This window comes from Gilliamella sp. B2911 (assembly GCF_026536965.1).
In the GTDB taxonomy this organism is placed as follows: Bacteria; Pseudomonadota; Gammaproteobacteria; order Enterobacterales; family Orbaceae; genus Gilliamella; species Gilliamella apicola_E.
Map to the genome: position 1 here is coordinate 43,614 of NZ_JAFNNA010000004.1, position 12,089 is coordinate 55,702.

Annotated in this window: 13 protein-coding genes and 1 tRNA gene; 5 read left to right on the plus strand and 9 right to left on the minus strand. The window is 31.8% G+C overall.

What is annotated here, in order from left to right; all coding sequences use genetic code 11:
• The first annotated feature begins 26 nt into the window (after positions 1-26).
• Entirely contained in the window at positions 27-995 is a 969-nt protein-coding gene (gene cmoB / locus J3U27_RS04975) for a tRNA 5-methoxyuridine(34)/uridine 5-oxyacetic acid(34) synthase CmoB (protein ID WP_267376973.1), read from the plus strand.
• A 75-nt stretch (positions 996-1,070) separates the two neighbouring features.
• Here cmoB and J3U27_RS04980 read toward each other — a convergent pair whose 3' ends face one another.
• From J3U27_RS04980 to J3U27_RS04990, 3 genes are all read right to left on the minus strand, one after another.
• Positions 1,071-1,970 (minus strand): endonuclease/exonuclease/phosphatase family protein, encoded by a 900-nt coding sequence (locus J3U27_RS04980; protein WP_267376974.1) that lies wholly within the window; start codon positions 1,968-1,970, stop codon positions 1,071-1,073.
• A gap of 332 nt (positions 1,971-2,302) precedes the next feature.
• The gene (locus J3U27_RS04985) at positions 2,303-3,256 is read right to left on the minus strand and encodes a hypothetical protein (protein ID WP_267330343.1); all 954 of its coding nucleotides are present in this window, start codon (positions 3,254-3,256) and stop codon (positions 2,303-2,305) included.
• A gap of 181 nt (positions 3,257-3,437) precedes the next feature.
• On the minus strand, positions 3,438-4,262 hold the full coding sequence (locus tag J3U27_RS04990) for a MetQ/NlpA family ABC transporter substrate-binding protein (RefSeq protein WP_220226059.1): 825 nt from the start codon (positions 4,260-4,262) through the stop codon (positions 3,438-3,440).
• Between the two features lie 284 nt (positions 4,263-4,546).
• Here J3U27_RS04990 and J3U27_RS04995 point away from each other — a divergent pair, with 284 nt between their 5' ends.
• Both J3U27_RS04995 and J3U27_RS05000 read left to right on the plus strand, forming a co-directional pair.
• Positions 4,547-5,311, plus strand: a complete 765-nt coding sequence (locus J3U27_RS04995) for a hypothetical protein (protein WP_267376975.1) — start codon at positions 4,547-4,549, stop codon at positions 5,309-5,311.
• 29 nt (positions 5,312-5,340) lie between these two features.
• Entirely contained in the window at positions 5,341-6,093 is a 753-nt protein-coding gene (locus J3U27_RS05000; RefSeq protein ID WP_267376976.1) for a hypothetical protein, read from the plus strand.
• Between the two features lie 122 nt (positions 6,094-6,215).
• On the opposite strand, the gene J3U27_RS05005 is transcribed toward J3U27_RS05000, so the two are convergent.
• Positions 6,216-7,178, minus strand: coding sequence for an aldo/keto reductase (locus J3U27_RS05005; protein WP_267376977.1), 963 nt, complete (start codon positions 7,176-7,178; stop codon positions 6,216-6,218).
• Between the two features lie 154 nt (positions 7,179-7,332).
• On the opposite strand from J3U27_RS05005, the gene J3U27_RS05010 reads away from it, so the two are divergent.
• Positions 7,333-8,214, plus strand: a complete 882-nt coding sequence (locus J3U27_RS05010) for a LysR family transcriptional regulator (protein WP_065563428.1) — start codon at positions 7,333-7,335, stop codon at positions 8,212-8,214.
• Positions 8,215-8,279: 65 nt separating this feature from the next.
• Here J3U27_RS05010 and J3U27_RS05015 read toward each other — a convergent pair whose 3' ends face one another.
• From J3U27_RS05015 to hemA, 5 genes are all read right to left on the minus strand, one after another.
• Positions 8,280-9,074 carry an acid phosphatase gene (locus J3U27_RS05015; protein ID WP_081303342.1) on the minus strand — a complete coding sequence of 265 codons (795 nt, stop codon included), beginning with the start codon at positions 9,072-9,074 and terminating at the stop codon, positions 8,280-8,282.
• A gap of 136 nt (positions 9,075-9,210) precedes the next feature.
• Positions 9,211-9,297: transfer RNA gene (locus J3U27_RS05020), tRNA-Leu, on the minus strand.
• Between the two features lie 99 nt (positions 9,298-9,396).
• A complete protein-coding gene (locus J3U27_RS05025; RefSeq protein WP_065563429.1) occupies positions 9,397-9,639 on the minus strand; it encodes a zinc ribbon domain-containing protein in 243 nt (80 codons plus the stop codon).
• Between the two features lie 113 nt (positions 9,640-9,752).
• Positions 9,753-10,001: a DUF1289 domain-containing protein gene (locus J3U27_RS11610; RefSeq protein ID WP_065563430.1), complete on the minus strand. Its 249-nt coding sequence runs from the start codon at positions 9,999-10,001 to the stop codon at positions 9,753-9,755.
• 30 nt (positions 10,002-10,031) lie between these two features.
• Positions 10,032-11,303 carry a glutamyl-tRNA reductase gene (gene hemA, locus J3U27_RS05030; protein WP_267376978.1) on the minus strand — a complete coding sequence of 424 codons (1,272 nt, stop codon included), beginning with the start codon at positions 11,301-11,303 and terminating at the stop codon, positions 10,032-10,034.
• A gap of 156 nt (positions 11,304-11,459) precedes the next feature.
• Here hemA and lolB point away from each other — a divergent pair, with 156 nt between their 5' ends.
• The gene (gene lolB / locus J3U27_RS05035) at positions 11,460-12,080 is read left to right on the plus strand and encodes a lipoprotein insertase outer membrane protein LolB (protein WP_267336839.1); all 621 of its coding nucleotides are present in this window, start codon (positions 11,460-11,462) and stop codon (positions 12,078-12,080) included.
• The last annotated feature ends 9 nt before the right edge of the window (positions 12,081-12,089 follow it).

A 12,089-nucleotide genomic window follows, 5' to 3' on the forward strand; every position in this document is an offset into this window, starting at 1 on the left:
TTAACCCAATTACAAAGGAATAACGAATGATTGATTTTGGTGATTTTTACCAAATTATCGCAAAAAATAAGCTTAAAAATTGGCTTGAAGTATTACCAGCACAACTAGCTAATTGGCAAAAGCAAAATTTAGATAACCGTTTTAGCCAATGGTTAAATAGCATTAAACACTTGCCAGCAATTACCCCTTTTCAAATCGACTTCTTACACAGCGTAACGGCTAAAACTGAGCAACCGTTATCTTCAGGGGAACAGCAAAGAATCACCCAATTATTGAAAACCATGATGCCATGGCGTAAAGGCCCTTTTCATCTTTATGGTGTGGATATTGATACAGAATGGCGTTCTGATTGGAAATGGGAACGACTAATTAATCACATTGAAAATTTAGAGGGCAAAACAGTTCTCGATGTTGGTTGTAATAGTGGTTATCACTTGTGGCGAATGGTTGGCGCAGGAGCTAAACTTGCCGTTGGTATTGATCCAATGGCGCTTTATTTATGCCAATTTGAAGCAGTAAGAAAACTATTAGGTAATGATCAACGAGCTCACTTACTACCCTTAGGAATTGAGGAACTGCCAAAATTAAATGCATTTGATACGGTTTTTTCAATGGGCGTATTATATCATCGCCGTTCGCCACTTGATCATCTTTACCAATTGAAAGATCAATTAGTTGATGGTGGACAATTAGTGCTTGAAACCCTGGTTATTGATGGAGTCGAACACCAAGCATTAATGCCAGGTGAACGTTATGCTCAAATGCGAAATGTCTATTTCATCCCATCTGTCCCCACCATGATAAATTGGCTACATAAATGTGGTTTTAAAGAGATAAAAATGGTTGATATATCGAAAACCAGTTTAGATGAACAGCGCAAAACAGACTGGATGGAATCTGACTCATTAGCTGAGTTTCTTGATCCGAACGATTTGACCAAAACGATTGAAGGTTACCCTGCTCCAATACGAGCGGTGTTTGTTGCCCGAAAATAGTGCAATGAGCTTATCGTATTAATTAACATAAAAAACGGGCTTATGCCCGTTTTATTCTTAATTCTATAGATGATATTAATTATTCTTTATAATCATTTGAACTGGGTAGTGATCTGAATACTTATCAGTAAAATCATCTTTGAGTACCTTAACATCAATCACGTTATCTTTAAGTGGTGGTGAGACATAGATATAATCATAACGTAATGGTACTGATGCTTGATCATAAAAGACTTTAGTTGGTGCGGTTGAGATAAATTCTTTGTGTTTTATCTTTAATGCATCAATATAACCCGCATCAAGTAGATTTTGTTGAACGGTATAGCTTAATTGGCCATTTACCAGATTATCAAGAATTGGTCTTTTCTTCTGTTTTTCTTTTATATCTTCTAAAAGCGTGCTTTTATCATAATCAGGTTTATCTGCTGGAGAGAATGAATTCAAATCCCCCGCGATTATCCATTTACCATTAGGATCACGACTGTATTTAATTGAATCTATAATCAAATTAATTTCATCGATACGCTTAGCCGTCCAAAACGGGTTCATATGGGTTATCACAAAATGATAATTACCAACATCTGCAAACAGCGCTCCATGCCATAAATTATCGACCACTTTATTCACATTTACGATAGGATATTTTGAGGTAATGGCAACTGGGAAAAAAGCAGGATCATCTGGTGACTCTTTTAACAGAACAGCGTATTTGTGACCATAACTGGCTGCAAATTTTTCAAGTTTTTCTCGAGTAAAGAAATTCATCTCTTGCCAGGCAATGATATCGGCATCTTGCGCTTTTGCCCAATCAATATATTTCTGCTTGCCTTCGCTCTCATCTAACTTCATCCCGTTATAAACATTATAACTGATGATTTTAAGTTGCTTAACATCATCAATTGATGCGTAAGCATTTGAAGCACTAAAAATAATACCACCAATTAATGCTGCAATTTTCAATCTAGTTTTACTCATAAGATATTCCTTTATTTTATTAACTCACTATAAATATTATATTGATTCGATTTTAATCAAAATTCTTTTTATGATTTATGTGATTTAGGTCAATATTATTATCTACAATTCGTGCGATTCGAATTTTATTCAAGGAAGGAGCATGATCTGTGAATATAAAGATTGGATAATTGCGATTTTGAAACTTCAAAAACCCCGCTCCTCAACTTTTTTTATAATATAAATACAATTCAATAAATTCAGAATAACGGTTATTGATAAAATAAAAGGCATAATAAAAATATTATGCCTTTTATAATTATTGTAGTGATAAATTACACAATGACTAAAATTTATTTGATAATATAGATATTAGTATCTTGGGTAAAATTTAAAAATTTTTCAAATGGGCCATATGCTTGGTAATAAGTCATATTTGGATCTATTTCTTTAGGACAAAGTTCATCAGATTTTCTTAAAGAATTTATGCCTTCCTCTCCACCTAATTTTTTATACTTACTAGCAAAGTCATCACCATTTAAAGTGAAAAGTTGTTTCCAATTATCTAATGTGTCTGCTAAATATTTTTTACCAGCATCACATTCAATTCCACCCAAATTAATTTTAGGGAATACGTATTGCTCAATCTCAGCAAATTTTACTGGTTTATTAGGAAAACTTACTTCAAATCCTGTCTCTGGATCTTCATTGGATTCAAAAAATTCATTTTTTAATAAGGTGATATAATCTTTTTCACGATAGACTTTAATTCTAGGAAGTTGGATATCTTTTTTGGTTTTAAATTTTTTAGGAAGTTCATTAGGGGCTTCCTGGTTGATTGAATAGTCCCAAGTATTATCTTCCCTTTCGATAAAAACATCATTTATCACTTTAACAGGTAGTTCAACTTCTTCTTCTACACCATTTATAATAATGGAGACTTTTCGTAAAGATTTTTCATATAACTTATCATAATCTTCGTCACTGGTATTTTCAGTAGCGTAGATATAGGTATGAAACATATAGTTGCTTTGTGTAGGATTAATAAAACCATCATTAGGAAACCTAGCTGGTTTAACGATAAAATCGAGCGACTCATTGTTATAAGCTAAATTATGCTTACCATATTCAAAAGTATAGGTAGTGTTAGAGTTAGCCGGAATAGCGAGTTCTTTACCATCAATGGCTACTACAATTTCATTATCAGTGGGATTATCAATCATACGAACAACTGACTTAGGTTCATCGGAACAGCTACAAAGCATAACGCCACAGACAATTAAAATGGGTAATTGAATTTTTTTCATCACATTCATTTATATTCATAATTGGGGAGATAACAATTTTATCATGGTGAAAAATCAAAATAAATGAATTATTTATCTTTAAATTGCTTTACAAAATAGTTTTTGATCTAATCAAAGTTTGAAAGCAGTTATATAAAATATGAAAAATATCCTAATAGTAATTAGGATATCTTGGAAAGATTTACTGCTGTGGCCAAATAAAGCGACCTTTAGCGTCAGGATCTTCATTAATAAATTTTCTAAGCTGATCTGATTGATAAAGTTTTTTTACATCTTGCGCCCACTTGGTATTTAAGTTTTCTTTCTTAACTACGACCATTAATTCAAGATTCGGAGTTAACTTTTCTTGAACTAAAACATTATCTGCAGGAATATGACTTAACCATGCTATTCCCCCAGGCATTATGGCATAATCAACTTCATTAAGCGTTCTAGGAATAATTTCAGATAATATTGCTTTAAATTTCAAATTATATTTATTTTCGGCAATATCATTTAAATCTAACGTTCCTGCTTCACTTTCAGGTTTTAAGGTGATCCAATTCAAACTTTGTAATAATTGTAACGAACGGGCTTTATTTGATGGGTCATTCGGAATAAGAATTGTCTGTCCATCAGCAATTTCATTTATTGAATGATGTTTTTGTGAAAAAAGCGCCGCGGATATTGAAGGAATATGAACTAAAGAAACAAGATCACTCTTAGTTTCTTTATTATATACATCTAAATAAGATTGATGTTGAGCGGCATTGAGATCGATACTTCCTTCAACTAAAGCGGTATTTGAATCCCTTAATGAACTGAAATTTACCATCTTAACTTTATAACCTTCTTGTTCTAAAGCAGGTTTTACGACTTTTTCCATCATTATATTATGCATACTTGGCGGCAAACCAACTACGATTTCTTTCTTCTCTTGTTGATTGTTTTTAGCTGAATCAGACTTGTTGTCACAGCCAATTAATGTAAATCCTAATAATATAAACAAGTAAATATATTTTTTCATTATCACTCCCTATTAAGATAAATTAGTCGAACATATTCTGATACGACTATTGAGTCATTATAGTCGGTGAATAACTATTGGGATAATACGAAAAAATTATATCTATATTCAAATTGGAAATATGTGAAATAAGATTAAAATATCGCTAAGAAAATAGAATATCAATAAATTAGTTAAACTAGTATCCTTAATATTATTAAGCTTTTGAGTTCAATGTCCTTATTTTATTAAAAAAATAATGGTATCCTTATGATTAGGACCAGATTTTAAACATAAGGATTATAATGAAAAAAACTATCATTTGCTTTTTATCATTTTTGATAATTGGCTGTAATCCAATGAGTGATAATGAGCAAGCTATTAATAATAATTACTTATTTTTTCAAGCTCCTGAACTTAAACCATTTTCCAAACCAATAAAAAAACAAATATTATCTGGTAGCATAAACCAAGAGTTTACTATAAATCAGCAAGGTTTTATTACCTCTGTTGTTTCACCCGAAATTAAACCTACTTTTAATCAATCATCAGATAAAGAATTTCCAGTCAAAATAGATATTGATTACCAAAAATCCTTAATGATTTTCTCGCAACAAGATCAATTTCTTTTAGAATTTTATATAAAATTTGATAATGACAAGAATATGACCGAAATTCATGAAGCAAAACTACCTATTGCTTGGTATGCTAATTATAATGAGCAAAAAAGATTGGTTAAGCTTACAAAAAAAACTGATCCTAATCTTATTACCTTCGTATCAACATTTCTTTATGACCAAAATAATTTGAAAAAAATCATTGAAGAAACCACAATTAAAGAAAATGATGAAACAAAACTAATGTCAAAAAATGAAGTTGAATATTTTTATAATAATCATCATCAAATTGATAAAAAAATAATTTATTTAGATGATTATATAACAAAAAATAACCAAAAATTAGAATGCCAATTTTATGATTTTAATCAATTTGGTGATTGGACGAAATATTATTGCTTAAAGCCTAATGAAAATTTCAGTTTCTTTGTTTTACGTGAAATTGAATATTAACCTTTAAGTAAATAAACAGGAGTATAATAATGAAAATCAAAATAATTCTGCTTATCAGTTTAGTGCTATTTGGATGTAAAGATAATCATACACCCAATATAGCCGTTGAAAATAGCTATTTAATTCATGCTGGTATAGATTTAGCCCCCTATTCCATTCCAATTAAAGAACAGTCAATAAAAGGGGATAATCCTGTAACTTTAACGGCAAATACCGATGGACTTATTGAATCAATGACTTTAGATTATTATAAATTTGTTATTGATTATAAAAATGGGAAATATGCTTATGAAACTGAGGATAAGAACCTGAATCTTGATATCAAGTTTGATCAAGCAAAAAACACTCTTTCTTATCAGGATGCTAAAAAAAATAATAAATTATTGGTAGATTATGATTCTAAGGGACGAGTAATAAAAATTGAAGATTCAATTCATGACTTGGATTTAATTAGTCAAGTTGATTATGAAAACGATCTTGTTTCTAAAAGGGTTATAGAAATTGGTCAAAAATACAATGAAAATGACAGTTTTATCGTTGTTTTAAGAGAATATAAATACTTTTATAATGATAAAAAACAATTGAGTAAAAGAATTCAATACGACTACAAAATTGAATTAGGCAAAATTGTTCTTGATGAAAACAATCAAAGAATAGCTGAGATGAAAGAAGAGTGTTCCTATGGTGATTATAATCAGCACGGCGATTGGACTAAAGAATATTGTTTAGGTCCAAATAAAGTGACGACGCATTTTTATTTACGAACTTTGGAATACTTTTGATTAAATTGATAAAAAAATCAATTTAAATATTATTTAAAATCAATTTGTTATTTAACCCTCGATATTTCAAATATAATATCGAGGGTTAGTGAGCTGTAAAAAACAGTTAAAAAACAATATTTTTAGATTGCTCCCATAATAACATGGGGGATATAAAGTTCCTCAAGATAAGCAATATCATCTTTAGTTAATGAAACTTTTAACGCGCCGACTGCATCATCCAAATATTGCGTTTTGGTTGCACCAATGATAGGTGATGCAACGCCTTTAGCAAATTGCCATGCTAGCGCAACTTGCGCCATGGTTACACCATATTTTTGTGCGATATCATTTACTCTTACAACAATTTCTCTATCTATTTGTTGCGTACTATCATATTTGGCAATAGCAACTTTATCAGTTTTACTTCGCAACGTATCGGTTTTCCATTCTAATCGGGAAAGCCTACCAGCCGCTAATGGGCTATAAGGAGTTAATGAAACATGGAATTGCTTACAGATCGGAATTAACTCTCTTTCATCTTCCCGATATAATAAATTATAGTGATTTTGCATTGAAACAAATTGAGTCCAACCATTTTGCTTAGCTGCCAGCTGCATATTATAAAATTGATAACCATACATTGCCGATGCACCTAATGCTCGGACTTTACCTATCTCGACCAAATGATGTAATGCCGCCATGGTCTCTTCAATCGGTGTACTATAATCAAAACGATGAATTATGTATAAATCGACGTAATCGGTACCCAATCGTTTGAGCGATCCATCAATTTCTCTTTCAATAGCTGTTTTAGAGAGGTGTCCTTCGTTAAAATAGACTTTAGTGGCCAAAACGACTTTATCTCTAGCGATATTTCGTTTCAATGCTCTTCCAACATATTTCTCGCTAGTTCCACTTGAATAAGTATTAGCTGTATCAATAAAATTAATACCTAGATCTAAAGCATGTTTAATGATGGCTTCACTTTGGTCGGGATTAAGTGTCCAGTCATGCATTTTACTGGCAGGATCACCAAAACTCATACATCCTAAGCAAAACCTGGAGACCTCAATATCAGAAGTACCTAATTTTATATAATCCATACAATAACTCCTCAGTATGTCAGAATCGTTTAAATAATTTAATAAATTGATAAAAAGTCAATTTTGATAATATTATTTTAGAGATAACTTTTATTGAGATAAACAGGGTATTCATTTATAGTATCATGAATTAAATTCATTAATTTTATATATTATGCATAACTATAATGAACTCAATTACTTTATTACTATCGCTGAAGCAAAAAGCTTTATTGGAGCAGCTAAATCTTTGGGAGTTTCCTCTTCCGCATTAAGCCATAGTATGAGGAATTTAGAAACTCGATTAAATCTCAGGCTATTTAATCGTACAACTCGAAGTCTTTCACTAACTGAAGCTGGTGAACAACTTTATAAACAACTAGCGCCTCTATTTAAACAGATAAATGAAGAAGTTAACGCACTTGGGGATTATTTAGATACGCCATCAGGTACAATTAGGATCAACGCATCAAATATTGCGATTGAAAACTTTATATATCCTAAATTAAGTCAATTTTCCTTACGCTATCCACAAATTAAGATTGAAATTGAATGTGACAATAATCTAGTCGATATCGTTAAAGATGGTTTTGATATGGGTTGTAGAATTGGGAATGACCTTGCTAAAGAAATGGTTGCTGTAAAAATATCAGATCCTTTGCGAATGGCCCTAGTTGCTAGTCCTGATTATCTAAAGCAGAGAAAAGAGCCTAAACAGATAAGTGATTTAGATCAACATCTTTTAATTGGCAAAAAAGTTTCAAGCCAACATGGAATGGAAACAATTTGGGAATTTACTAATAGTGGTAATATTATTCAATATCACCCCTCTACTCACTTCTCCATCAATAATCATTTAAGAAAACAGGCGATACTTGATGGCTTAGGTATTTGTTGGATTGGTTATCCTGACGTAAAAAATGAATTAGCAACTGGAAGACTTATAGAATTATTAAGCGACTATTCAATTACCTATGAGCCATTTTATATCTATTATCCAAGCCGTAAAGGCCACTCAAATGTTTTTAAACTTGTTTTAGATGCATTGAAATCTTAATTAGATTAATCTTTATATTTTAAAAAGGCAGTAATACTGCCTTTTTAATTTTCCAAAATGGCCTATCAATTTTTTAATAAACTATATTGATGATTAACTTCGTCAATTGCTTTGCGAAGATCTTCTTGAAACTGTGGGATAGTTTGTAATTTTGAGTACTCCACTGCCCCAACCATTCTACCGGCATTTACGTCAGTCTGCCAATGGGCCCCACAAATCATTCTACTTTGACCAAATTCATAGCCTCGTTTGATTAACGCTTCAGCATGTGAAGGTGAAATTTGAGCTAGAACTAAAGCTAATGTCCAACCATAAGCGGTATGACCTGATGGAAATGAACCATTTTGACGTAATCGTTCTTCTTCATCAACAGGCTGGCAAGAGTGATTACCAAAATAGACAAAAGGACGTTTTCGCATATAAAACTCTTTAGCCGTTTTAGTGGCATTATCAGCAGAATCAACCAATAAATCACCAAACATTTTATATAAAGTGGGTGTTGTTTCGGGTGATATTGTAATACCTAAAGGTTCAGAAAAAATTTCAGCTACATTTGCCGTATGCAAATCAGCATCCTTTGTTGCTTGTTTCCAGCGATCAGTATCTTTGAGATTATAACCATGTAAATAGGCAATCTTATCTGCTTCAAATTCAGGCGTACCTTCTTGAGGATAAATAGGCAAGTATTCTTTACTACTAACGGCTTGATCGGCAGTATGATATGTAACCCCAACTTCATGACCAAGAAAGTCTTCGGTTGATCCTTTTTGAAAAGCTAATAATGATGAAGAAAATATTAAAGAACAGTAGAGTGTTGAAATGAAAATTGTCAATTTTCTAACATTTATTTTTTCTGCCATATTTTACTCCTATTACCAAATTAATGATTAAACAGGCTTACTTCGGAGAACTTGGAAAAATTTTGATGATAATAATAACTTTATTTAGTATTAATTTTTTAGGATTTGGGTGAGCAATTGAAATATGATCTATTATTGGTGCCAGTGGTCGGACTCGAACCGACACGCTTTTAAGGGCGGCGGATTTTGAATCCGCTGCGTCTACCAATTTCGCCACACTGGCATCTGAAGTGTAAATAAGTAAACGTTGGCAATTATACTAAGCTTTGTGATATCTGCAACAGATATTATTATAAACGCAGTTAGTTGCCTAAAATTTCTACTACCATTTACGTTTCCAAGCAGGTAATTTTTTTAAAATAGTATAAGCGGTCTCTTTTGCCACTAAATAATCAACATTATGGTTATTTGAATATTTAAGAGTAACTTCTTGCCATTTTTCATCAAAGGTTTTCATTGAACCATCTGAATGAGCGCAATGTTTACAGTAGTTTTTCGACAAATCATGTAAAGGATAATCAGCAATAGCTGTCATTGGCATACCACAAGCAATACACATTTTCATATTTTAAATTCCAATTAATTTGCAGGTAATTAAAATAAATCGACTTAACCTGAATAAAAATGCTACTCCGAGTTTAGATTGAATACAAGATATATAAGAATGGCTATTTTTTATTAGAAAGTGAAATCGATTTGTGCAGTATTTATTTGATTATTATTTTGTTGTTGTAATAATTGATAGCGGCGTCTTAATGCCCTTTGCTTACATAATCGCAAAATTTCTTGTTTTTGAACATCTGAAAATTTTAACCAATTGAATCTTTCCTCCCTGGAACGAAAGCATTTGATGCAATAACCTTGCTTATCTGTCTCACATACTCGTCTACATGGGCTTTGTATGTCAAAAAATTCAATTTGATCCAATCTATCTCTTCCTATGAAGATCAACAACTATTAAAGCTCTTTTAAGCCTAATCCTTTACTTAATATTTTAAAACAATCATCACAATCATGTGTTGCCGCTTCAAGCAAAGTTTGTGTTGGTGCATGAATCAATTTATTAGTCAATTTATGTGAAAACTCAAAAAATACATCATCAATATTGGCACCTTGTTTAATTGCTTTTAACGCTTTTAATTCTAATTCACGCTTAATAACTTGTGCATTCTGGCGATATTGCTTTACATATTCAACAGCATGTCTGGTTTTTAGCCAATCGATATACAACTCAGCTTGCTCATGAATAATATATTCAGCTTCATTGGCGGCAATAATCCGTTGTTCTAGATTGTTCTGAACGGTTTGTTGCAGATCATCAACAGTATAAAGATAAACATTTTCGAGTTGACTAATTTCTGACTCAACATCACGAGGAACGGCTAAATCGATAAATAACATTGGATTATTATTTCGTTCATGTAGTGTCCGTTCAACCATCCCTTTGCCAATAATAGGTAAAGGACTAGCAGTTGAACTAATGACAATATCAACCTCTTTGAGTCGATTAGCAATATCGGGTAAAGAGATGATCTCAGCATCAATAATAGATGCTAATTTTAGCGCTTTATCTCTTGTTCGATTAGCAACAATAACATTTTTAAATCCATGATGTTTTAAGTAGCGAGAAATAAGTTCAATTGTCTCACCCGCTCCAACTAACATTACACTTAACTCAGACGCATCAGAGAAAAGATCACGCGCAACTAAGCACGCCGCATAAGCTACCGAAGCGGTATTTGCTCCAATATTAGTTTCAGTCCGAACAATTTTGGCTACATGAAAGATAGATTGAAAGAGTTTTTCAAGCTGAACTGACAAACAATTATTTTGTTGAGCAAAATTATAAGCTTGTTTTACTTGGCCAAGAATTTGAGGCTCTCCAATAATTAACGAATCAATACCACAAGCAACAGACATAAGATGTTCGACAGCTTTCTGGCCTTCATAGCAATATAGTGACTTATTAAAAACATCCAAATCAACGTGATGAAATTGTCCTAACCAATTTTCAACAGATTGCTTTACTCGAAAAAAATCTGCCTCATCCTCATAACTTAGGTAAATTTCTGTGCGATTACAAGTTGATAAAATGGCGCACCCAGTAATTAAAGGATGCTGATATAGACTGTATAATGCCTTATCAATAATCTCATTAGAAAAAGCAATTTTTTCTCTTAAAGCGACTGACGCACTTTTATGGTTTACACCCAATACTGTAATAGACATTGCATTGATTCTTTTATAATAGTTTATAAAGCGTCTAAATTTAAATATTATAGCTAAAAAAATAATAAAGGTTAATTACAGTTACTTTTTCTTATTCGCAAAATTATCAGCTATAATATGCCCTACTTTTGACCATAACTACTTAAGAGTTATTTTATGACAAAAATCAAATTTGCGTTACTTTTTATATTGCCATTAATGATTACTGCATGTCAAACAACAAAATACCAATCTAATGCATCAATCGAGCAACAATGGCAAAGCCATAAACAGATACTTGAACAAATTAATTCTTTTAAGGTTAATGGTAGTATTGCTCATACTGGAACAAAAACGAAAAACTATGGTCGTTTCCTTATTATTCAACAATCACAAGATCATTATGAGGTCAAATTAACGACACCTGTAGGCACCAATATTTTAACACTAAAGTCGGAACCAAACTATGCCGAATTAGTGGATAAAAATGGTGGACGTTATAATGATGTTAATATTGAAAGATTAATGAAAAAAGTTTCTAACATCAACATTCCTCTTAACTCTTTACATAATTGGTTAAAAGGATTTTCTGATGATAACCAAACAGATAAATTAGATAACTCAGGTAGGCTTGCATCAACATCTTTTATGCAAAATAACAATAAATGGACATTAAAGATTTTGAGCTATGCAACTTATACTTTCAAAAATAAAAAAGTTGATTTACCAGCCATCATTGAACTTTCACATGATGATGAACTTATTCGCTTAAAAATTAGCAACTGGACGTTAAACTAACGGAACAGA